Annotated in this window: 25 protein-coding genes; 16 read left to right on the top strand and 9 right to left on the bottom strand. The window is 71.1% G+C overall.

Features of this window, described 5'->3' with window-relative positions; all coding sequences use genetic code 11:
- Window positions 1-2: 2 nt before the first annotated feature.
- From HNR02_RS27055 to HNR02_RS27040, 4 genes are all read left to right on the top strand, one after another.
- Window positions 3-677: an HAD family hydrolase gene (locus HNR02_RS27055; RefSeq protein WP_281377432.1), complete on the top strand. Its 675-nt coding sequence runs from the start codon at window positions 3-5 to the stop codon at window positions 675-677.
- A gap of 65 nt (window positions 678-742) precedes the next feature.
- Window positions 743-1,006 (top strand): phosphoribosyl-ATP diphosphatase, encoded by a 264-nt coding sequence (locus HNR02_RS27050; RefSeq protein WP_179776390.1) that lies wholly within the window; start codon window positions 743-745, stop codon window positions 1,004-1,006.
- Between the two features lie 30 nt (window positions 1,007-1,036).
- Complete coding sequence (hisG, locus tag HNR02_RS27045) at window positions 1,037-1,882, top strand: ATP phosphoribosyltransferase (RefSeq protein ID WP_179776389.1); 846 nt, start codon at window positions 1,037-1,039, stop codon at window positions 1,880-1,882.
- Window positions 1,879-2,817: an AEC family transporter gene (locus tag HNR02_RS27040; RefSeq protein ID WP_179776388.1), complete on the top strand. Its 939-nt coding sequence runs from the start codon at window positions 1,879-1,881 to the stop codon at window positions 2,815-2,817. Before hisG ends, HNR02_RS27040 begins: the two co-directional genes overlap by 4 nt.
- On the opposite strand, the gene HNR02_RS27035 is transcribed toward HNR02_RS27040, so the two are convergent.
- On the bottom strand, window positions 2,814-3,248 hold the full coding sequence (locus tag HNR02_RS27035; protein ID WP_179776387.1) for a YybH family protein: 435 nt from the start codon (window positions 3,246-3,248) through the stop codon (window positions 2,814-2,816). The genes HNR02_RS27040 and HNR02_RS27035 overlap by 4 nt on opposite strands.
- Before the next feature lie 86 nt (window positions 3,249-3,334).
- On the opposite strand from HNR02_RS27035, the gene HNR02_RS27030 reads away from it, so the two are divergent.
- On the top strand, window positions 3,335-3,706 hold the full coding sequence (locus tag HNR02_RS27030) for a YciI family protein (RefSeq protein WP_179776386.1): 372 nt from the start codon (window positions 3,335-3,337) through the stop codon (window positions 3,704-3,706).
- Entirely contained in the window at window positions 3,703-4,899 is a 1,197-nt protein-coding gene (locus HNR02_RS27025) for an RNA polymerase sigma factor (RefSeq protein WP_179776385.1), read from the top strand. Before HNR02_RS27030 ends, HNR02_RS27025 begins: the two co-directional genes overlap by 4 nt.
- A 21-nt stretch (window positions 4,900-4,920) precedes the next feature.
- On the opposite strand, the gene HNR02_RS27020 is transcribed toward HNR02_RS27025, so the two are convergent.
- The 4 genes from HNR02_RS27020 to HNR02_RS27005 form a co-directional block, all read right to left on the bottom strand.
- Window positions 4,921-5,379, bottom strand: a complete 459-nt coding sequence (locus tag HNR02_RS27020) for a phosphotransferase family protein (RefSeq protein ID WP_281377481.1) — start codon at window positions 5,377-5,379, stop codon at window positions 4,921-4,923.
- A 78-nt stretch (window positions 5,380-5,457) separates the two neighbouring features.
- Window positions 5,458-6,387 carry a ParA family protein gene (locus tag HNR02_RS27015; RefSeq protein ID WP_179776383.1) on the bottom strand — a complete coding sequence of 310 codons (930 nt, stop codon included), beginning with the start codon at window positions 6,385-6,387 and terminating at the stop codon, window positions 5,458-5,460.
- A gap of 77 nt (window positions 6,388-6,464) precedes the next feature.
- Window positions 6,465-7,241, bottom strand: coding sequence for a thioesterase family protein (locus tag HNR02_RS27010; protein WP_179777877.1), 777 nt, complete (start codon window positions 7,239-7,241; stop codon window positions 6,465-6,467).
- Between the two features lie 40 nt (window positions 7,242-7,281).
- The gene (locus HNR02_RS27005; RefSeq protein WP_179776382.1) at window positions 7,282-8,148 is read right to left on the bottom strand and encodes a RecB family exonuclease; all 867 of its coding nucleotides are present in this window, start codon (window positions 8,146-8,148) and stop codon (window positions 7,282-7,284) included.
- Window positions 8,149-8,244: 96 nt separating this feature from the next.
- On the opposite strand from HNR02_RS27005, the gene HNR02_RS27000 reads away from it, so the two are divergent.
- Together HNR02_RS27000 and HNR02_RS26995 are read left to right on the top strand one after the other, a co-directional pair.
- The gene (locus HNR02_RS27000) at window positions 8,245-9,402 is read left to right on the top strand and encodes a M50 family metallopeptidase (RefSeq protein ID WP_179776381.1); all 1,158 of its coding nucleotides are present in this window, start codon (window positions 8,245-8,247) and stop codon (window positions 9,400-9,402) included.
- Window positions 9,403-9,459: 57 nt separating this feature from the next.
- Window positions 9,460-10,284, top strand: coding sequence for a tRNA (adenine-N1)-methyltransferase (locus tag HNR02_RS26995; RefSeq protein WP_179776380.1), 825 nt, complete (start codon window positions 9,460-9,462; stop codon window positions 10,282-10,284).
- 12 nt (window positions 10,285-10,296) lie between these two features.
- Here the strand turns inward: HNR02_RS26995 and HNR02_RS26990 are convergent, their stop codons facing one another.
- The gene (locus HNR02_RS26990) at window positions 10,297-11,073 is read right to left on the bottom strand and encodes a hypothetical protein (RefSeq protein ID WP_179776379.1); all 777 of its coding nucleotides are present in this window, start codon (window positions 11,071-11,073) and stop codon (window positions 10,297-10,299) included.
- 31 nt (window positions 11,074-11,104) lie between these two features.
- Window positions 11,105-11,890 (bottom strand): hypothetical protein, encoded by a 786-nt coding sequence (locus HNR02_RS26985; protein WP_218914284.1) that lies wholly within the window; start codon window positions 11,888-11,890, stop codon window positions 11,105-11,107.
- A 416-nt stretch (window positions 11,891-12,306) separates the two neighbouring features.
- Between HNR02_RS26985 and arc the strand changes: the two genes are divergently transcribed.
- The 4 genes from arc (at window position 12,307) to HNR02_RS26965 (ending at window position 16,466) form a co-directional block, all read left to right on the top strand.
- Window positions 12,307-14,115, top strand: a complete 1,809-nt coding sequence (gene arc, locus HNR02_RS26980) for a proteasome ATPase (RefSeq protein ID WP_179776378.1) — start codon at window positions 12,307-12,309, stop codon at window positions 14,113-14,115.
- Window positions 14,116-14,457: 342 nt separating this feature from the next.
- Window positions 14,458-14,799 (top strand): hypothetical protein, encoded by a 342-nt coding sequence (locus HNR02_RS26975; RefSeq protein ID WP_179776377.1) that lies wholly within the window; start codon window positions 14,458-14,460, stop codon window positions 14,797-14,799.
- 167 nt (window positions 14,800-14,966) lie between these two features.
- Window positions 14,967-15,797, top strand: coding sequence for an aldo/keto reductase (locus HNR02_RS26970; RefSeq protein WP_246339405.1), 831 nt, complete (start codon window positions 14,967-14,969; stop codon window positions 15,795-15,797).
- Window positions 15,798-15,863: 66 nt separating this feature from the next.
- Entirely contained in the window at window positions 15,864-16,466 is a 603-nt protein-coding gene (locus HNR02_RS26965) for a hypothetical protein (protein ID WP_179776375.1), read from the top strand.
- A 25-nt stretch (window positions 16,467-16,491) separates the two neighbouring features.
- Here HNR02_RS26965 and HNR02_RS26960 read toward each other — a convergent pair whose 3' ends face one another.
- The gene (locus HNR02_RS26960) at window positions 16,492-17,007 is read right to left on the bottom strand and encodes an NUDIX hydrolase (RefSeq protein WP_246339289.1); all 516 of its coding nucleotides are present in this window, start codon (window positions 17,005-17,007) and stop codon (window positions 16,492-16,494) included.
- 88 nt (window positions 17,008-17,095) lie between these two features.
- On the opposite strand from HNR02_RS26960, the gene dop reads away from it, so the two are divergent.
- From dop to prcA, 4 genes are all read left to right on the top strand, one after another.
- Entirely contained in the window at window positions 17,096-18,598 is a 1,503-nt protein-coding gene (gene dop, locus HNR02_RS26955; protein WP_179776374.1) for a depupylase/deamidase Dop, read from the top strand.
- Window positions 18,599-18,668: 70 nt separating this feature from the next.
- Window positions 18,669-18,863, top strand: a complete 195-nt coding sequence (locus HNR02_RS26950; protein ID WP_017982463.1) for a ubiquitin-like protein Pup — start codon at window positions 18,669-18,671, stop codon at window positions 18,861-18,863.
- A gap of 116 nt (window positions 18,864-18,979) precedes the next feature.
- Entirely contained in the window at window positions 18,980-19,840 is an 861-nt protein-coding gene (prcB, locus tag HNR02_RS26945) for a proteasome subunit beta (protein WP_179776373.1), read from the top strand.
- Window positions 19,841-19,899: 59 nt separating this feature from the next.
- Window positions 19,900-20,658, top strand: coding sequence for a proteasome subunit alpha (gene prcA, locus HNR02_RS26940; protein WP_179776372.1), 759 nt, complete (start codon window positions 19,900-19,902; stop codon window positions 20,656-20,658).
- A 59-nt stretch (window positions 20,659-20,717) separates the two neighbouring features.
- On the opposite strand, the gene HNR02_RS26935 is transcribed toward prcA, so the two are convergent.
- A complete protein-coding gene (locus HNR02_RS26935) occupies window positions 20,718-21,515 on the bottom strand; it encodes a pentapeptide repeat-containing protein (protein ID WP_179776371.1) in 798 nt (265 codons plus the stop codon).
- Window positions 21,516-21,615 lie beyond the last annotated feature (100 nt).

Here is a 21,615-nt window from a genome sequence, read left to right as displayed (position 1 = left end):
ACTTGACGGACGGCCTGGCCGCCGTGCTCTGGGACATGGACGGCACGCTCGTCGACTCCGAGAAGCTGTGGGACGTCGCGCTGTACGGGTGCGCGGAGTGGCTGGGCGGCACGCTCACCACCGAGCAGCGGCTCACGCTCGTCGGGTCCAACATGGACGCCACCGCGAGCTACCTGCTGACCGTGACCGGGCACGACGCCACCCCGGCGGCGATCGCGGACACCGGGTCCTGGATCAGGCAGCGCACCGCGAACCTCTTCGCCGACGAGCTGCCGTGGCGGCCCGGCGCGCGCGAGGCGCTCGGCTCGGTGCGCGACGCCGGGGTGCCCTCGGCCCTGGTCACCTCCACCGAACGGGCGCTGACCGAACTGGCGCTCGGCACGATCGGGCGGGAGTTCTTCGACGTGACCGTGTGCGGCGACGAGGTCGGCGGCCACAACAAGCCGCACCCCGAGCCGTACCTGCGGGCGACGCGCCTGCTCGGCGCCGATCCGTCACGGTGCGTGGCCGTCGAGGACTCGCCGCCGGGCACCGCGTCCGCCGCGGCGGCGGGCTGCGTGGTCCTGGTGGTACCCAACGACGTGGCGGTCGAACGGGGGCCGCGGCGGGTCTTCCGCACCTCGCTCACCGGCGTCGACGCGGACACCTTCCGGTCGTTGGTGGAAGGCGGGGTGTGACGTCGGCGTCACCCGCGTGGCCCGGATCCCCGTCGTCGCCGACCGGATGGAAGGATCTACAGACCGTGAAGACCTTCGACGAGCTGTTCACCGAGCTCACCGACCGGGCCCGGACCCGACCCGCGGGGTCGGGCACCGTCGAGGCGCTGGACGCCGGCGTGCACGCGCAGGGCAAGAAGGTGCTCGAAGAGGCCGGTGAGGTGTGGATCGCCGCCGAGCACGAATCCGACGACCGGCTGGCCGAGGAGATCTCCCAGCTGCTGTACCGGGTTCAGGTGCTGATGCTCGGGCGCGGAGTGACCACCGAGGACGTGTACCGCTACCTGTAGCGGACCGGAGAACGAACGAGGAGTGAGCGCATGCTGCGCGTTGCGGTGCCGAACAAGGGAGCGCTGGCCGGGCCGGCGTCGGAGATGCTCGGTGAGGCCGGATACCGCCAGCGGCATGAGCAGCGCGACCTGACCGTGCTCGACCCGGCCAACGAGGTCGAGTTCTTCTTCCTGCGCCCCAAGGACATCCCGATCTACGTCGGCTCCGGCGAGCTGGACCTCGGCATCACCGGCCGGGATCTGGCCCTGGATTCCGGCGCGCCGGTCGAGGAGGTGCTCGCGCTGGGCTTCGGCGGTTCCACCTTCCGCTACGCCGCCCCGGCCGGGCCCGACTGGAAGCCCGCCGACCTGCACGGCAAGCGGGTGGCCACGTCCTACCCGCGCCTGGTGCGCGACGACCTCGCGCGCCAGGGCGTCGACGCGGAGGTCATCCGGCTCGACGGCGCGGTGGAGATCTCGATCCAGCTCGGCGTGGCCGACGCGATCGCCGACGTGGTCAGTTCCGGCCGGACGCTGCGCCAGCACAACCTGGTCGCGTTCGGCGACTCGATCTGCGTCTCCGAGGCGGTGCTGGTGCAGCGCGCCGGCAGCGACTCCGCGAAGGCGAAGTCGCAGCTGACCGCGCGGCTGCAGGGCGTGGTGTTCGCGCAGCAGTACATGATGCTCGACTACGACTGCCCGCGGACGCTGCTGGAGAAGGCGGTCGCGATCACGCCGGGCCTGGAGTCGCCGACGGTCGCGCCGCTGGCCGACCCGGACTGGGTCGCGGTACGGGCGATGGTGCCGCGCAAGAAGGTCAACCTGATCATGGACGAGCTCGCCGAGGTGGGGGCGAAGGCGGTGCTGGCCTCCGACATCCGTTCCTGCCGGCTTTGACCGGCGGTGTCCTGCCGGCGTTCGCGCCGATCTGGGCACTGACCGGGCTGGGCTGGCTGCTCGGCCGGTTCCGGCTGCTCGGCGAGCACGGCAACGAGGCCCTGACGAAGTTCGTCTTCCTCGTCGCCATGCCCGCGGTCCTGTTCACCACGATGCAGGACACGCCGCTGACCGCGCTCGCGAACCCGGGTGTGATCGCGTTCCTGACCGGCACGATCGTGGTGGGCGCCACCGGGTTCGCGCTGGGCAAGTGGGTGTTCCGGCGCAAGCTGTCGGAGTGGGCGGTCAGCGGCATGGCGTCCTGCTACGCCAACGCGGGCAACCTCGGCATTCCGGTGTCGATGCAGGTGCTGGGTGATTCGGCATTCATCGTCGTCCTGCTGCTGGTGCAGACGCTGGTGCTGATGCCGTCGCTGCTGGCCCTGCTGGAGAACGACGCCAGGGAGCCGGGACGCGCACGCTGGAAGACGCTGGTGCTGTTGCCGGTCCGCACCCCGGTGATCGCCGCGTCGCTGCTGGGAGTGCTGTTCCGGGCGAGCGGGCTGCACCTGCCGCAGCCGGTCGCGCAGCCACTGCACCTGCTCGCCTCGGCCGGGGTCGGGACCGCGCTGCTGGTGCTGGGGATGTCGCTGACCGCGGGCGGACCGCGGGAGGGGGCGGGCACGCGGCGCACCGAGCTGGTGACCGTGGTCGGGCTGAAGCTGTTCGCCCAGCCCGCGATCACGCTCGGGATCGGCCTGCTGCTCGGCCTGCCGCACCAGGCGCTGATGGCCGCCGTCGTGTGCGCCGCGCTGCCCACCGCCCAGAACATCTTCATCGCGACCAGCCAGTACTCCCTGGACAGCCGTTTCGTGCGCGACTGCGTGCTCGTCTCGACGCTGGTGTCGATGGGCTCGCTGTCACTGGTGTCCTGGCTGGTCACGGAGTTCGTCTAGGGTTCGAGATCGAGGGCCGCGGCGAAGGTGCCGTCCATGTAGAACGGCGTGGAGTCGTGCAGGTGCGCGATCAGCCACCGGCCGTCGTCCCGGCGCAGGCAGACCGTCGAGCGGAACCACAGTGTGAACGCCTCCGACTGCCCGGCGGGCACCGCCGACATCCGGTTCAGGCTGTGGGCGAAGGCGAGGTCGCCGCTCACCGTGACGCGCAGGTCGCGCACCTCGTAGTCGACCGGGCCCGCGAAACTTGCGAACCACCGGCGCAGGGACGCCGGGTCCCGCATCTCGTCGGCGTGGTGCGCCAGCGGCGGCGCGAGAGTGAACGCGAGGACGTCCGGGGTGTACTGGGCGATCACCGTGTCGACGTCCCCGGCTCGCATCCCGGCGGCCCGGTTCTCGATCAGGGTGTGGATCTCGTTCTGGTGTGACATGGTCGTTCCTCCCACTTGGGTGCAGACTTCACCCGGAACGTCGAAGCCGTAAGGCTCGTCTCGACATCCCGGGCAAGGGAGGGCCGATGAAATTTCTGGTGCTGATCTACCGCAACGCCGCGTCCCACGAAATCTGGGAGCGGATGGCCGACGACGAGAAGCGGGCGGGGCTGCGCGCCTACGAGGCGCTCAACCGGGACCTGGCCGAGTCGGGGGAGCTGGTGGCCTCCTCGTCGCTGGCGCCGCCGGAAACCGGCAAGCGGGTGCTGGTGCGCGAGGGCCAGGTGGTCGCGGGCGACGGGCCGTTCGCGGAGGTCAAGGAGCAGCTGGCCGGGTTCTACGTGCTGGAGTGCGACAGCGTCGAGCGGGCCGTGGAGTGCGCCGCGCGCATCCCGGAAGCATCGGCCGGGCTGGTCGAGGTGCGCCCGACGCAGGACCTGAGCGTTTTCCTGCCGTGAACACGCTGCTGCGCGAGCTGGCCCCGCAGGTGCTGACCGCGCTGGTCCGTCGGTACGGCGACTTCGACACCTGCGAGGACGCGGTGCAGGAGGCGTTGCTGGCGGCCGCGACGCAGTGGCCCGCCGAGGGGACGCCCGCCAACCCGAAGGGCTGGCTGATCACCACCGCGTCCCGGCGCCGGATCGAGCTGTGGCGCGCGGAGACGGCTCGACGGCGCCGCGAGGAGACCGTCGCGATGCTCGCGCCACCGGCACCCGCGCCGGCGCCCGCCGTCGACGACACCCTCACGCTGCTGATGCTGTGCTGCCACCCGTCGCTGACCCCGCGGTCGCAGGTGGCACTGGCGTTGCGCGCGGTCGGCGGGCTCACCACCGCGGAGATCGCGCGGGCCTACCTGTCGCCGGAACCGACCGTCGCGCAACGCATCAGCCGCGCGAAGCAGCGCATCAGGGCCGCGGGTGCCCGGTTCCGCCCGCCCGCGCCGGACGAGTACGGGCCGCGGCTGGCGGCCGTGCTCACCGTGCTGTACCTGGTCTTCACCGAAGGCCACACCGCGAGCGCGGGACCGGACCTGCAGCGGGTCGACCTGACCGCCGAAGCGATCCGCCTGGCCCGGCAGCTGCACGCGGCCCTGCCCGACGAGGGTGAGGTGGCGGGCCTGCTCGCCCTGATGCTCCTGACCGACGCTCGCCGCCCCGCCCGGATCGGACCGGACGGCGCTCTGGTCCCGCTCGCCGAGCAGGACCGGTCGCTGTGGGACCGCGAGGCCATCGCCGAAGGAACGGAGCTGGTCACCCGGGCGCTGACCACCACGCCGCCCGGCTCGTACCAGCTGCAGGCCGCGATCGCCGCCGTGCACGACCAGGCTGCCTGTGCTGGGGAGACCGACTGGCGCGAGATCGCGGGACTGTACGACCTGCTGGCCGTGATCGCGCCCGGCCCGATGGTCACGCTCAACCGTGTGGTGGCGATCGCCGAGGTGGACGGACCCGAGGCCGGTCTGCGAGAGCTGGCCGAGGTGGAGGCCGCATTGGGGGAGCACTACCGGGTGGACGCGGTGCGGGCGCACCTGCTGGACCGCGCCGGTGACCCGTTCGCCGCGGCGGAGCACTACCGTCGCGCGGCACGGGCGACGCTGAGTGAACCGGAACGGCGGTATTTGGAGGAGCGCTGCCGCGACCTATCCGTATAACGACCTATACGGCACGGCTTCTCAGGCCAGCGCGCCCAGCACGGCACACATCTCGGAGTAGCTCGCCGCGACACGGTCGGCCTTGCCGAGCCGGTGGCGTTCGAGCCGGAGCGCGCCCAGGTGCCGGGCGCGGTAAATCAGCGCGCGCCACCGGGATCGCGGTGTGTCCGCGGGCGCGCCGTAGCCCTCCCAGAACGCGGGCCGCCGGGTGGCCAGGTAGGGGCCCCAGTCGGCGGCCGGGTCGCCCCAGGATGCCCGGTCGTGATCCAGCACGCCGCTGATCACCGGGTCCGGTGCGCCGGGGGAGAGGAGCACGTTCGGGGTCCACAGGTCGCCGTGCAGGAGTCGCGGCTCGGTGATGTCGTCGAGAACGTCCCGGTGCCGCTCGGCGATCGCGGGCGCGGTGCTGGTCAGCCCGCGCTGGGCACGGTGCAAGCCGGTCCACTGTGGATAGTCTGGGGCGGCGTGCTCGTTGCGCATTCGCATTCGTGAGGAGACGAATCTAGGGCCAGGGCTGCTGAAGTTCCGCTACGGAGACCGCTTCGTCACGGGCGCTCACTAGTCGCGGGGGCGTTTGGGCATCAGGTCGTAGAGTTTCTTGCGCGCCCCGTTGTCGTTCTCGTTGCGGGCGTGGGCCACCTGCGTGATGAAGTCCTCGAACACGAAGTCGTCCTCGTCCGGGACCGGGGCGGAGGGCTGCTGCCGTTCCCGGTGCGCGTCCAGCACCATCGCGATCTCCCGGAACGCCACCGCCTGCGTGGTCTCCGGCGCGAACGTCGTGACCGGCATGCCGTGCGCGGCCGCCTCGTTCATGACCACGCCGAGCGGCACGTGCGCCAGCAGCGGGTACCCGAACTGCTTGAGCTCCTCCAGCGCCGTCACCGCATACCCCGACATCGGCCGCCGGTACAGCCCCGGCACCACCCCGAAGTAGGGGATCGGCTGGCGGCCCAGCGCCGACTGCACGTAGTAGAGCTGGTCGTTGAGCAGGCGCAGCGCCCGGATGCTGGTGCGGTCGGGCTGCACCGGCACCAGGATGCCGTGCGTCGCGGCCAGCGCGTTGTTCGTCAGCACGTCCAGCGCGGGCGGGCAGTCGATGATGACGTGGTCGTAGTTCGCGAACTGCACGACCCGCGCCAGCTGCCACCCCGGCACCCGGAACTGGTCGAGCCTGCGCACCAGGTCGAACATGCCGGGCGAGGTCGGGATGACGTCGAACGCGCCACCCGGCCCGAGCGTGCTGCGTCGGTGCGGCACGATCAGCTCCTCGACCGGGCCCTTCCACATCTTGGTCAGCGCCTTGGCCAGGCTCGGAGCCTGCGCCGGGACCTCGTCCAGCCCCAGCATCTCCGTGGTCGCGTGGCCCTGCGGGTCGAGGTCGATGAGCAGCACCCGCCGGCCGCGCTCGGCCAATGCCGCGGCGGCACCGACGCTCAGCGCCGTCTTGCCGACGCCGCCCTTCTGGTTGACCACCGAGGTGATCTGCACTCGTGCGCTCCCAGGTCAGTCGGTCCTCGCCGCAGAGTAGTGGATCTCGTGCGGCCTGCGGGGGACGGGCGCGCCCGTCAGCGTGTCCGCACCATCAGAGCCTGCGCGCCCTGGCCCAGCGCACCCCGCACATCGGACAACGTGCTGTCGGCCGTGCCCACCCCGGACGGCCCGACCCTGGTGCGGGCGTCGAGGGCGATCCACTCGCCGACCGGGGCACGCCGCAGGTGCACGGTCAGTTCGGAGTTGATGAACCACCACTTCGCCGGGTCGAGGAAGTTTGACGCGCCGTTGCCGGTGTCGGCCACCGCGAACAGCCGCTGCAGGGGCGTCGGCTTCTCACCCGCGACCAGCTCGACCCGCTGCCGCCCCCACACCCAGGCCGCGCCCGGCTCGGCCGGTGAGCCCTTGATCAGCCGCCACTCCATGGCGCCGAGGTAGCCGCCCCGCCGCCAGCTCGCCGGGAACGAGGCCGGAGCGCAGTCCTCGGGCGCGGGCGGGACCGGATCCTCCGTGGCGACGGCGGTGGTGTCGGACTCGCTGATGCGCCACGCCGAGGCACGCGCCACGGCGCGGGAGCCGTCGTGCAGCTCGGCGCCGAGCAGCTCGACCGAGCGCCCCGGCCGCTCGACCCAGGACCGCACGGACAACTCGGTCAGCGGAGCGGGCCCCAGTATCTCCACCGTGACGCGCGCGAGCAGGCCCGGCCGGTCGCCGGAAAGCCCTTCCAGCGCGCGGGCCAGCAGGGCGGAGGGCGGGCCGAAGTGCTGCGCGTCGGGCGTCCACGGCCCGGCCGTATGGGCCGTGGGCTGGTAGCGGTCGCCGCCCAGTGGCAGGTAGAAGGCGTTGTCCATCGTCTCAGGCATCTCTGTCATTTCGGTCACCCCGGTCATCTCAGTCGGCGCGGTCCAGCGCGGTCTCCACACCCGGATCCGGCTCCGGCCACCCCGGATACTCCGGGGGCGTGCCGCCGAAGGACGGGCACAGTGACTGGTGGGCGCACCAGTCGCACAGTTTGCTCGGGCTGGGCCGGAAATCACCGGTCCTGCCCGCCTTGAGGATCGCCTGCCAAATCGCTTCGAGGGTGCGCTCGAAGCGGCGCAGCTCGGCCTCGTCGGGCGCGTAGGCCAGTGACTGGCCGTCGGTCAGGTACATCAGCTTGAGCTGGCGCGGCACGACGCCCCGCAGGCGCCACAGCACCACCGCGTAGAACTTCATCTGGAACAGCGCCTTGGCCTCGCCGATCTGCCGCGGCGCCGCGCCGGTCTTGTAGTCCACCACCCGGATCTCACCGGTCGGGGCGACGTCGATCCGGTCGACGTACCCGCGCAGCCGCACCCCGGACTCGAGTTCGAGCTCGACGTGCAGCTCGCACGCCTCGGGGTCGAACCGGCGCGGGTCCTCCAGCTCGAAGTAGCTGTCCAGCAGTTTCGTGGCGGTCCGCAGCCAGCCCGCCACGTCCTCGCCCTCGAACAGCGCGGCCCATTCCGGGTTGTCCGCGGACAGTTCGCTCCAGGTGGGGGAGAGCAGGTCGCGGGCACGTGCGGGTTCGCGATCGGCCTTCGGGAGGGCGAACAGCCGCTCCATCACCGAGTGCACGAGCGTGCCGCGCAGCTGTGCCTTGGTGGGCACCTCGGGCAGCCGGTCCACCGCGCGGAAGCGGTAGAGCAACGGGCACTGTTTGAAGTCGCTGGCCCGCGAAGGGGACAGCGCGGGGCGGCGAACGCCGATCTGGGGTTCCGTGGTCGCCGTCTGAGCCATACCCCGCACCCTAGAGCAGGGGTACGACAAGATCGCCGCGCCGCGCGCGGGCGCGGGTCACCCCCGCCTGACACACCGCGTTCTACCCTGTCCGGCATGGCCGCGACCGGCGAGCACGGACGAAACCAGCCGAGGCGGGTGCTGACCACCGCCGACGGTGGTCTGCTGCTGTTCCGGGTCTCCGGCGTGCCGGTGCTGCTCGCGCCGTCGTGGTGGATCGGCTCGCTGGTGGTGATCGTCCTCTACCAGCCGCTCGTCCACCGTCTGCTGCCCGGCGCGGGCACCGGGATGTCGTGGTCGCTGGCCGCCGCGTTCGCCGTGCTGCTCGGGCTGTCCGTGCTGGCGCACGAGCTGGGGCACTGCGTGGTCGCGCTGCGCATGGGGATCCCGGTGCGGCGGCTGCGGCTGTTCCTGCTCGGCGGACTGTCCGAAGTGGCCCGCACGCCGCGGCGGCCCGGTCAGGAGGGCCTGATCGCCGCCGCGGGGCCGGTCGTGTCGGTGCTGCTCGCCGCGTTCTGCGGTGCGCTGATGTTCGCGGTGCCGCCGGAGGGCGCGGTGTGGTTGCTGGTCGCCGAGTGCGCGGTCGCCAACCTCGCGGTCGGCGTGTTCAACCTGCTCCCCGGACTGCCCCTGGACGGCGGGCGCATGCTGCGCGCCGGCGTGTGGGCGCTGACCGGGCGCCGCGCCAGCGGGACCCGCGCGGCCGTCGTGGGTGGCGGGGTCGTGGCGGCGGGGCTGCTGGTGTGGGCGCTGGTCGGCATGGCCTCCGGTAGCGAAGACCGCTGGCTGCGCCTCGGGGTGTGTGTGGTCACCGCGTGGTTCGTCGCGGTCGGCGCCGGATCGGAGATGGCCGCCGAATCCCAGCGCGGCTGGCCGGAGGGCCTGGCGGTCACCGAGCTGACCCGCCCGGTGCTGCAGCTGCCCGCGGAAAGCCCGGTGTCGGACGCGCTCGCCGCCGCGGCCGGACGGGGAGTGGTGCTCGTGCGCGCGGACGGTGTCGCCGCCGGGCTGCTCGACGAAGGAGCCGCCGAGCGCCTGGCCGGGGCCTCGCCGCAGGCGCCCGCGGAGCTGGCCGCGGAACCGATCCGCGCCGAGACGGTGCTGCTCGCCTCCGAACCGGGGGAGGAGATCGCCGAACGCGTTCGCGAGACCCCCGCATGGCAGTTCCTGGTGGTCGACGACGAGGGCCGCCCGGCCGGGGTGCTGCGCCGCGAGGACCTGCGGTCGGCGCTGTCGGCCCGCCGCGTGCGCTGACGGCCGCGTCTGGGAAGATCGAGCGCTGCGATCGCGCGATTTCGAGGAGCCAGTGAAGTGCAGGTGAGCGGGCCGTTCCGCCCGGGTGACAGGGTGCGTCTGACCGATCCGAAGGGGCGGAACTACACGCTGGTGCTCGCCGAGGGCGAGGAGTACCACACGCATCGCGGCGCGTTGAAGCACGACGACCTGATCGGCAGGCCCGAGGGTTCGGTGATCACCTCCGTCGGCGGCACCGCCTACCTGGCGCTGCGGCCGCGGCTGGCGGACTACACGTTGTCGATGCCGCGCGGCGCGCAGGTGATCTACCCCAAGGACGCGGCGCAGATCGTGATGTGGGGCGACATCTTCCCCGGCGCCCGGGTCCTCGAAGCAGGCGCCGGGTCCGGCGCGCTGACCTGCTCGCTGCTGCGGGCGGTCGGACCGGAGGGCAGTGTGCTGTCCTACGAGGTGCGTGAGGACCATGCCGAGCACGCGGTCAAGAACGTGGAGCGGTTCTTCCGGGAGCGCCCGGCGAACTGGACGCTGAAGGTCGACGACCTCAAGAGCCACACCGGCGAGGTCGACCGGGTCATCCTGGACATGCTGGCGCCGTGGGAGGTGCTCGACACCGTCTACGCCAGCCTCGTGCCCGGTGGCGTGCTGGTGGTCTACGTGGCCACCGTGACGCAGCTGTCCCGGGTGACCGAGGCGCTGCGCGAGCAGCAGTGCTGGACCGAGCCGGAGTCGTGGGAAAGTCTGGTGCGGCCCTGGCACGTGGTGGGCCTGGCGGTGCGCCCCGAGCACCGGATGGTGGGGCACACCGCCTTCCTGCTCACCACGCGCAGGCTGGCCGACGGGGTGACCCCGCCGCGGCCGCAGCGCAGGCCGAGCCGCGGCTGAGGCGGGGCCGCGTCAGGACGTCTTGTCCCCGAGGTAGCACCACGAGCCGCCCTCGTTGGCGAGGCCGAGCTGGAAGTCGTTGGTGCCGCTCGGGCCGACGGCGTGCACCGGAACCAGCGCGGTGTCGCCGGTGATGTCCGGGCTGCCGGTGACCGTGACCGTGATGCCCGACGGGATGTCCGGCACCTGCTGCGGACGGCTCGCGCAGACCATCGACTGGATGGTCTCCTTGTCCCCGGTGCTGTAGGCCGTGGCGATCGCGTTCGCGGTCTCCTCGGGCGTCGACTTCGCGCCGGGGGCGGCCGTCCCGCTGGGCGCCTTCGAACTGGACGTCGGCTTGCGCGAGCTGCTGGTCGGCTTCTCGCTGGAGGACGCGGCGGGCGGTGCGGCGCTCGTGGTGGGCCCCGCGGCGTTGGCGTTGTCGTCGTCGCCCCCGGTGAGCAGCAGGATCGCCGCGACGGCACCGCCGATGACGAGGACCGCGGCCACCGCGATGCCCACGATCAGACCGGTCTTCTTCTTCGGCGGCCCGCCCTGCGGCCCGCCGGGGAACTGCTGCGTCGCGTACGGGTCCTGGCCGAACTGCGGGGCGCCGGGGAACCCGGGCGGCGGGGTCTGCGGGTAGCCGGGCTGGCCGCCCTGCGGACCGGGCTGCTGCGGCCCGCCCTGGGGATAGCCGCCCGGCTGCTGCCCGTAGGGACCCGGCTGGCCCTGCGGGCCGTATGGGCCCTGCTGGCCGTACGGCCCTGGCTGGCCGGGCTGGCCGGGCGGTTGCGGCGGATAGGTCATGATCGGGTTACCCCCTCATAGGTCGGATTGCTCAGGACTCGTCGACGCACCAGTTCGAACCCTGCCGTTTCAGGGGCATCTTCGCACTCTGGGTTTCGCCGTTGTACCGCAGATCGACAGGCACCTTCGCGGTGTCGCCGGTGACCTCGGCGGGCCCGGACACGCTCGCCTGGAGCTGGCTGGCCGAATCCCATTCGGACTGCAGGCTCGCGATCTCGGTCTCGCTCGCCCCGCCGCAGGTCAGCGCCGCGTACTGGCTGGCACTGCGTGCGTTCATGGCCGCGACGACCGCCTGGGCGACGGTGTCCGGACCGCCCGCCGTGCCACCGCCGTTGCCGCCGCTCGTGCTGGAGCTGGTGGTCGAGCGCTTCGACGAGGTGCCCGCGGTGGAGCCCTCCGCCTTCGCGGTCGGGCTCGCGCTCGTGGGCCCCGCGGCGGCGGCGGTTTCGGCCGAGTCGTCGTCACCGCCGGTGAGCAGCAGGACCGCGGTGAGGGCCCCGCCGATGACGACGACCGCGGCGATCGCGGCGCCGACGATCAGGCCGGTCTTCTTCTTCGGTGGCTGGGGCGGCGGCCCGCCGAAGCCACCGGGCTGGCCGAACTGCTGCGGGGCGCCGGGGAACCCGGGCGGCGGGGTCTGCGGCGCACCCTGCGGGTAGCCGGGCTGCTGTCCGTACGGGCCGGGCTGCCCGAAGGGGCCGGGCCGGCCCTGCGGCCCGTGGGGACCCGGCTGTCCCTGGCCGTGCGGCGGGTAGGTCACGGACGTCTCCTCGTTCACGTCGGGTGTCTGCCGGTCTTCGACGCACGGAAGCGGCATCCGGTTTCTCCCCGGCCCGAACCCGGGCCGGGGACGCGGGCGATCGTAGCGCCGATATCGGACATCTCGATCTTGGCGGTCCGGCGCGCCGGTCGCGCTTCCGGTGCGGGACGCGAAAAGCGCTTGGGTTTGAAGAAGGAGGAGAAGGGGAAGACGCCTCGTGAACGTCCTGTAAAGCCTTGGTTGGGTGGTCGTGACATGAGTGAATCGCTCACCGCCCGGATGGCCGCTGGTAGTGGCCGGGTAGCTACTGTCCGTAGTCATCTGAGCGGTTCGCCGACCGCCCGACGGAACTCCCGCGTATCGGTTCCGGCCGGGTTCGTGATGCGACGCGCCGATCCTGTGATGCGGATAGGGCTTTTCATGTCGGTGATCGCCGGTACCGTGGGTTAAAAGCACTCCGAGGAGGTGCCGACATGCAACACGACCTTCCCGGAGGTCGGCACGAGGACGCCGACCCTTCAGAGATCAGTGGAGCTGGAACGACGCCGGACGAAACGGCGCGGCAGGTCCGCTTCCTGGAAGAGGAAGTGGCCCTGCTGCGGCGGAAACTAACCGAATCGCCACGCCAGAACCGCGTGCTGGAGCAGCGTCTCGCCGAGGCGTCCGAGCGCGTGGCACAGCTGACCGAGCGGAACAACAAGCTCGTGGAGACCCTCCGCGAGGCGCGTGGTCAGCTCCTCGCGCTCCGCGAGGAGGTCGACCGGCTCGCGCAGCCGCCCAGCGGTTACGGCGTGTTCGTCACCGCGTACGAGGACAACACCGTGGACGTGTTCACGGCCGGCCGCAAGATGCGGGTTTCGGTGTCCCCGGCGGTGGAGGTGGACTCCCTCCAGCGCGGTCAGGCCCTGCGGTTGAACGAGGCCCTGACCGTGGTCGAGGCGGGCGACTTCGAGCTCACCGGCGAGGTCTGCGCGTTGCGTGAGGTCCTGACCCCGGCCACGGAGGGGGGCAGCGCCCGCGCGCTCGTCGTCGGTCACGCCGACGAGGAGCGGGTGGTCTGGCTGTCCGATCCGCTGGCCGAGCAGGCCCTCAAGCCGGGCGACTCGCTACTGGTCGATTCGAAGGCCGGCTACGCCTACGAGCGCGTTCCGAAGGCCGAGGTCGAGGACCTCGTGCTGGAGGAGGTCCCGGATGTCCGGTACGAGGACATCGGTGGCCTGATGCGGCAGATCGAGCAGATCCGCGACGCGGTGGAACTGCCGTTCCTGCACGCCGACCTCTACCGCGAGTACGAGCTGCGCCCGCCCAAGGGCGTCCTGCTCTACGGTCCGCCCGGTTGCGGCAAGACGCTGATCGCGAAGGCGGTCGCCAACTCGCTGGCCAAGAAGGTGGCCGAGGCCCGCGGTGACGGTGATTCGAGCGACGCCAAGTCGTACTTCCTCAACATCAAGGGCCCGGAGCTGCTGAACAAGTTCGTCGGGGAGACCGAGCGGAGCATCCGCCTGATCTTCCAGCGGGCCCGGGAGAAGGCATCCGACGGCACACCCGTGATCGTGTTCTTCGACGAGATGGAGTCGATCTTCCGCACCCGCGGCAGCGGTGTCTCCTCGGATGTGGAGACCACGATCGTGCCGCAGCTGCTGGCCGAGATCGACGGTGTCGAGGGCCTGGAGAACGTCATCGTCATCGGCGCCTCCAACCGTGAGGACATGATCGACCCGGCGATCCTGCGCCCGGGCCGGCTGGACGTGAAGATCAAGATCGAGCGTCCGGACGCGGAGGGTGCGAAGGACATCTTCTCCAAGTACCTGACCGACGGCCTGCCGATCCACGCCGACGACCTCGCCGAGTTCGGCGGGGACACCGAGGCCACGATCGAGGCGATGATCCAGAACACCGTCGAGCGCATGTACGAGGAGACGGACGAGAACCGGTTCCTCGAGGTCACCTACGCCAACGGTGACAAGGAGGTCCTGTACTTCCGTGACTTCAACTCGGGCGCGATGATCCAGAACATCGTGGACCGGGCGAAGAAGGCGGCGATCAAGTCGGTGCTGGAGACCAAGCAGCCCGGCCTGCGCGTGCAGCACCTGCTGGATGCGATCGTCGACGAGTTCGCGGAGAACGAGGACCTGCCCAACACCACCAACCCGGACGACTGGGCCCGGATCTCGGGCAAGAAGGGCGAGCGGATCGTCTACATCCGCACCCTGGTCACCGGAAAGAACCAGGAGTCCGGCCGCGTCATCGACACGGCCACGAACACCGGCCAGTACCTGTAAGCGCCACCCCGGAGGCCGCCCACCCCCACGCGGGTCGGCGGCCTCCGTTTTTTTCTCGCGCCCCGCGACCCGCCGAGTTCACGCACGCTCCTGCGCGCCGACGCACCACGGCCAACCGCCACCCGGCAACGCACCGCACCAACCTCCGAACCACTCCTCTCCCGCAACCCGATCCCCCGCCTGCTTCGGCCGCCAAGACACTGAAAGATCGGGTTCGGCAGGGCCAATCCGCCGGGCGCGCCAGCGCCCAGGCGCCGGGCGTAGCTTGCGAAGCTCGGCGCCCTAGATAAGCGCGTAGCGCCCGACAACCCGAGCGCCGTATAACGCCCTATACTCAACCGCATGACCGAGCCATCGTCAGAGACCCGAGCACCGATCACGGAGTCCGACGTCCTGGCCTGGCTCGAATCCACCGCCGCCGCGGTCCGCGCCCACGAAATCCCGCCGGACGACCTGATCCGTCTGCTGGGGGAGTTGCGGCGCGCGTCGGCGGCCTGCGCCGACGCATCCGACTGGCTCTTGCTCGCCGCGAGAGAGGAGGGCGCCAGCCTCCGCCAGATCGCCCCGGTCTTCGGCAAAGGCTACGTCCGGGCCCCGGCGGCGCGCCTGGAGAAGCTTCACCGTCAGGCGCTGAACTCGGATCAGTGGCTGGACATTCTCCGCCAGAGGACATCAGGCGTATAACGGCCTATACGGCGTCGCATGTCGCAATAGACCATCGCGTCGTGAAAAACCCGCACAGAAAGGAAAGTCCCCTGCGAATCGGACTCGGTCTGGCGGCCTTGGGGCGGCCCGCCTACATCAACCTGGGGCGCAGCGGTGAGCTGCCGGTCCGGCGTGACGTGCGGACGATGCGGGAGGCGACGCACGCGGTGCTCGACGCCGCGTACGCGGCCGGGGTCCGCTGGGTCGACGTGGCGCGGTCCTACGGTCGTGCGGAGGAGTTCCTCGCCGGCTGGATGGCCGAGCGTGGTCACGACGACCTGACGGTGTCCAGCAAGTGGGGCTACACCTACGTCGGCGGGTGGCGGATGGACGCCACGATGCACGAGGTGAAGGAACACTCCGCGGGCGTGTTCTCCCGGCAGTGGACCGAAAGCCGGTCGCTGCTGGGGTCGGCGATCACCCTCTACCAGGTGCATTCGCTGACGCCGGACAGCCCGCTGTTCACCGACGAAGCGCTGCAGCGGGCGCTCGCGGCCCTGAGTGACGACGGGGTGCGGGTCGGGTTCTCCACCTCCGGTCCCGCGCAGGGCGACACGATCCGGCGGGCGTTCGACCTGGAAGTGGCCGGGCGGCCGGTGTTCTCGTCCGTGCAGTCCACTTGGAACCTCCTGGAACCGTCGGCGGGCCCGGCACTGGCGGAGGCGCACGCGGCCGGGAACGTGGTGCTGGTCAAGGAAACCCTCGCCAATGGCAGGCTGGTGGTGAACCCGCCCACGGCCATCACCCGGTTGGCGCAACGCTGCGGGGTCGGCGCGGACGCCATCGCCGTCGCGGCCGTGCTGGCCCAGCCGTGGGCGGACACCGTGCTCGTCGGCCCGTCGAGTACGCACCAGCTGACGGCGAACCTCGCCGCGGCCACCGTCGACGTGCCGCGCGGTGAGGTCGCGGCGCTCGCCTCGCTGGCCGAACCGCCGGAACGGTACTGGGCAAGGAGATCCTCGCTGCAGTGGCAGTGAGGGCTTGCACTAACCTCAGCGCCCGACACGCAGACTGAAGGGAACGACACCGTGCGTCATGGAGGGATGGTGGTCCTGGCCGCGGTCGTGCTGACCGGGCTGACCGGCTGCGCGGATCGCCCCAACGATCTCGAGACCTACTACGACACGTCCGGGGGCACGGGAACGCCGACTTCCGCGCCGTCTGCGCCATCTTCGGATGTCCCGGTCGAGCAGGCGGCCGCGAACGCCCCGGTCGACCACGTCGCCGAGGCCGTGGAAGCCGCCGTGCTCACCAAGTCGGACCTGGTGAACGAGGGGGTGCGCGAGGCCGCCGCCCGCGCCGCCAACGGGTCCTGCTTCGACGCGGTGCCCGCGGGCGACCCGCGCGGATCGACCTGGCTCTACAACAGCGGTTCGTCGCTGACGCAGCAGGTCACCGGCTATCTCGACCGTACCGCCGCCGACGTGCTGGCCTCGGTGGATTGCGGGGGTCAGACGTTGTCGGTGCCGCGTCCGGATGGGGCCGAGGCCGCGCGTGCCTGGTGCGACGACACGACGTGCACGTTGTTGCTCGCGGGCGGGCATGTGTTGTCCGGCCTGCAGGTCACCGCGAGCACGGCGTCGCGGGCCGCGGATGCGGTGAAGGGGCTGGCGGAGCTGGCCGCGGACAAGCTGCCGCAGAGCTGATCCCGGCCGGAAAGGGCTTCCCCGCTCACCCGATGCGGTGAAACCACTCCCGGATCGCGTGCCTGCCGTCGGGAACGAAAGGGCTTTCCGGGTCCTGAGCCCAGGCGCGCAGCTCGTCCAGGGACATCCACCGGCCCGAGGTGATTTCCTCCGGCTGGTGCACGACCGGGCCGTCCCAGCGGGTCTCGTAGGCGAAGTAGTGGCAGCGCACAGGTGGTTGCTCGAAGGTGAAGGTGAACAGCGGCCGCAGCGGCACGCCGCGCACCCCGAGTTCTTCCGCCAGCTCGCGTACGGCGCCCTCGGGCGGGGTCTCGTCCGCGGCGACCACGCCGCCCGCCCAGCAGTCGTGCAGGCCGGGGTAGACGTCCTTGTCCGGTGAGCGGCGGTGCACGTAGGCGTGGGAACCGTCGCCGGAAAGCACCAGGACGAGCGTCGCGGCGTGCCAGAGCCCCTGCTCGCGCATGTCGGCGCGGCGGACCCTGCCCACGACGGCTCCCGACGCGTCGTAATGGGCGATCATTTCCCCGGCACTGCTCACCATTCGGGCCAGCATTCCAGAACCGCTGCTTTACCTGGTCGCAACCAGTGGCCCACTCACCGTTGCCGCGCCCGCCCCGTAGGCTTGGGACATGCGGCGGATCATGGGAACCGAAGTCGAGTACGGCATCGCCGTGCCGGGTGACGCGACGGCGAACCCGGTACTGACGTCGACGCAGGTCGTGCTGGCCTACGCGGCGGCGGCCGACATCCCGCGGGCGCGCCGCGCGCGGTGGGACTACGAGGTCGAGTCGCCGCTGCGGGACGCCCGGGGCTTCGACCTGGCCGGTCCCGGCGGGCCCGGGCACGACCCGGACGTGGAGGACCTCGGCGCGGCCAACGTCATCCTGACCAACGGCGCCCGGCTCTACGTCGACCACGCGCACCCGGAGTACTCGGCGCCGGAGGTGACGAACCCGCGGGACGGGGTCATCTGGGACAAGGCGGGCGAGCGGGTGATGGAGGAGGCCGCTCTGCGGGCGGCCACCGTGCCCGGGCAGCCTGCGCTGCAGCTGTACAAGAACAACGTGGACGGCAAGGGCGCCAGCTACGGCACGCACGAGAACTACCTGATGTCGCGGTCGACGCCGTTCACCTCGGTCATCGCCGGCCTGACACCGTTCTTCGCCTCCCGCCAGGTGATGACCGGGTCCGGCCGGGTGGGCATCGGCCCGCAGGGCGAGGAGGCCGGTTTCCAGCTGTCCCAGCGCTCGGACTACATCGAGGTCGAGGTGGGCCTGGAGACGACGTTGAAGCGGGGGATCATCAACACCCGCGACGAGCCGCACGCGGATGCGGACAAGTACCGGCGGCTGCACGTCATCATCGGTGACGCGAACATGGCCGAGTACTCGACGTACCTGAAACTGGGCACGACGGCGCTGGTGCTGGACATGATCGAGGCCGGGCAGCGGTTCGACGATCTGAAGCTGGACGAGCCGGTGCGCGCGGTGCACCAGATCAGCCACGATCCGACGTTGAAGGTGAAGGTCCCGCTGGCCAACGGGCGCAAGTACACGGGGCTGGACCTGCAGTTCGCCTACCACGAGCTGGCGGCGGCGCACCTGGAGCGCACGGGCGGGGACGCGGCGTCGAAGGAGGTGCTGCGGGTCTGGGGCGAGATCCTGGACGCGCTGGCGCGTGACCCGGCGGAGTGCGCGGACCGGCTGGACTGGCCTGCGAAGTTGCGGTTGCTGGAGGGGTACCGGCAGCGGGACAACCTGGGCTGGGCGGCGTCGCGGTTGCACCTGGTGGACCTGCAGTATTCGGACGTCCGGCTCGGCAAGGGCCTGTACAACCGGCTGGTGGCGCGGGGTTCGATGAAGCGGATGGTCGGCGAGGAGGAGGTCCAGGCGGCGATCACGAGCCCGCCGGAGGACACACGGGCCTACTTCCGAGGGCGGGCGCTGGAGAAGTACGCGACGTCGATCGCGGCCGCTTCGTGGGATTCGGTGATTTTCGATGTGGGCAAGGAGTCGCTGGTCCGGATCCCGACGCTGGAGCCGTTGCGGGGCACGAAGGCGCACGTCGGGCGGTTGCTGGACGAGTCGTCGACGGCGGAGGAACTTGTCGAGGCGTTGACGGGTTCGGACTGACCGGAGCAGGAAAACCACCGATTGTCGGGGTCTCTGGGTAGGCTAGGGACAGGACTCACCGGGAGGCGAGATGGCTCAGGAGAAGATCGAGAAGCACGGTGGCGGCGGCTCCGACGACGAGGTCGAGGGTGGTGCCCCGGCCGGCCAGGAACGCCGCGAGAAGCTGGGCGAGGACGTCGACACGATCCTGGACGAGATCGACGACGTGCTCGAGGAGAACGCCGAGGACTTCGTGCGTGCCTACGTGCAAAAGGGCGGCGAGTAGTCCGCTCACCCGCGGCCACTAGGGTGGTCGCACCGAGTAGCTTGTAGTGCCGGTTGTCGTGCTCCCGCGGGTTCCGTGGGAGCGCCACACTTCGTCGATGGGAACCACGAGCACGTATGGAACACACCTCGGGCCCCACGGGCTCCGCGTTGCCCGCTGCCTTCTTCTCGAGCACGACGTCGTCGTTCGCCGAGTTCCTGCGCGTGCAGGCGCCTGATCTGCTGCCGGGCCGCCGTCAGCTGCCGAACTCGGGCGCGTCCGAGCTGGACGCGCCGCACGGCACGACGATCGTGGCCGTGTCGTTCGCCGGTGGTGTGCTGATCGCCGGTGACCGGCGGGCGACGTCGGGCAACCTGATCGCGTCGCGGGACATGGAGAAGGTCCATGTCGCCGACGGTTATTCGGCGGTGGGGATCGCGGGCAGCGCCGGTATCGCGCTGGAGCTGGTGCGGTTGTACGCGGTCGAGCTGGCGCACTACGAGAAGATCGAGGGCGTTCCGCTGTCGCTGGACGGCAAGACGAACAAGCTCGCCACGATGGTGAAGGGCAACCTGGACGTGGCGATGGCGGGTCTGGCGGCGTTGCCGCTGTTCGTCGGTTACGACATCGAGTCCGACGATCCGAAGCGCGCCGGGCGGATCGTGTCCTACGACGTGACCGGTGGCCGGTACGAGGAGCGCTCGGGTTACCACGCGATCGGGTCGGGGTCGTTGTTCGCGAAGTCGTCGCTGAAGAAGCTGTACGACCCGGAGGCGGACGAGGAGAGCGCGGTGCGCACGGCGGTCGAGTCGCTGTACGACGCGGCCGATGACGACAGTGCGACCGGTGGGCCGGACCTGGTGCGCCGGATCTTTCCGACGATGGTGACGATCACCGCCGAGCGTGGTGCGGTGCGGCTGCCGGACGAGCAGGCCGCGGCGGTGGCGGAGGCGGTCGTCGCGGGCCGGGCCGAGCAGGCCACCCGCGGCCGGACGTGACGTCCGGGCCGTCCCTGTAGCCGCAGTTCCCTTCCCCCGATCATTCTTGGAGCGCCACCGTGACGATGCCGCTGTACGCCTCTCCCGAGCAGTTGATGCGCGAGCGCTCGGAGCTCGCCCGCAAGGGCATCGCGCGCGGCCGCAGTGTGGTCGTGTTGAAGTACCGCAGTGGTGTGCTGTTCGTGGCCGAGAACCCGTCGACCACGTTGCACAAGATTTCGGAGATCTATGACCGGATCGGGTTCGCCGCGGTCGGCCGGTACAGCGAGTACGAGAACCTGCGGGTCGCGGGTATCCGGCACGCGGATCTGAAGGGTTACCAGTACGACCGCCGGGATGTGACGGCGCGTGCGCTGGCCAACGCGTATGCGGCGACGCTGGGCAGCATCTTCACCGAGCAGCTCAAGCCGTACGAGGTGGAGCTGTGTGTCGCGGAGGTCGGGTCGGCGCCGGAGGAGGACCAGTTGTTCCGGCTGACCTACGACGGGTCGATCTTCGACGAGCCGCGGTACGTGGTGACCGGTGGGCAGACGGAGCCGGTGGCGAACAAGCTGAAGGAGACCTACGAGGACGGCCTGGAGCTACGAGCGGCGTTGCAGGTGGCGCTGGAGGCGTTGCGGGCGGTCAGCAACAATGGGGACAGCGCGCCGTTGAAGCTGGAGGTGGCGGTGCTGGACCGGGAGCGTCCTGGCCGCAAGTTCCGGCGGATCGAGGGTGCGGCGCTGGATGCGTTGCTGCCGGAGGTCGAGAGCGCCGCCGAGTCGGGCGAGGAGCCGGCGGAGAAGGCCGACGAGGACGAAACGCCGCCGGCCAGCTGATCGGTGTTCGTGAGGGCCCTCGGACTGGGAATTCCGGGGGCCCTTTCGCGTGTCCGGGTTCAGGCGCGCCAGTGGGCCGGGTGGGTGAGTCCGGCGGGGACGCGGGTGGTGGCGGAGCCGCGGGCGGCGTTGAGCTGGGACTGGGTGAGGAACAGGGCGCCGGTGAGGTCGGCTCCGGTGAGGTTCGCGCCGCGGAGGTCGGCTCCGATCAGGTCCGCGGTGCGCAGGTCGGCGCCGGTGAGGTCGGCTCCGATGAGGTAGGCGCCGCGCAGGTTCGCGGCCCTCAGGTCCGCGCGGCGCAGCTTCTTGCCGATGAGGTCGGCTCCGTGGCGGTTCTTGCCACGTGGGCCGCGGACGAGTTCGCTGGCGCGCAGCAGGAGGGCGCTGACCTGGTCGCGGTGGGGGTGCACGTCGAGTGCGGCGAGGGTGGCGGGATCGCCCTCGGCGAGGTGGTCGGTTTCGTCGCGCGCCTGGCGGAGTTCGTCGTGCACGGGCCGGGCGGCGGGCAGGGCGAGGGCCGCGGTGAGGTGGAAGAGGAGTTCGTGCAGCTGGCGCAGCACCGGGAAGGCGGCGAACATGGGCTGGGCGGTCTCCGGTGCCCGGCGCCAGTCGTGACCGCCGAAGGTGTGCTGGGAGAGCCGTTGCCCGGCGCCGAAGCAGTCGTAGACCGTGCAGCCCGCGAAGCCCTTGTCGCGCAGCTGGGTGTGGATGCCGCAGCGGAAGTCGTCGAGGAGGTTGGTGCAGGGGGTGCCGGCGTCCTTGTCGGTGGCGAAGTCGGCGGAGGCGGTGAAAGGCAGGGCGACGCAGCACAGGCCGAAGCAGTTGCTGCAGTCGGCTTGCAGAGCGTGGCCGGTCACGGTTCGGGTTCCCCTCGCGAAAGTCCTGTTCACACTCTATCGGGTGGCCCGCACCACAGAGTGGGAAACCCCAGGTGACGGGGCTCGCGGAGGTGGGAGC

Origin of the sequence: Amycolatopsis endophytica (assembly GCF_013410405.1) — a bacterium.
GTDB lineage: Bacteria > Actinomycetota > Actinomycetes > Mycobacteriales > Pseudonocardiaceae > Amycolatopsis_E > Amycolatopsis_E endophytica.
The sequence above is the reverse complement of the archived record's forward strand: the minus strand, read 5'-3'. Positions and strand labels throughout refer to the sequence as shown.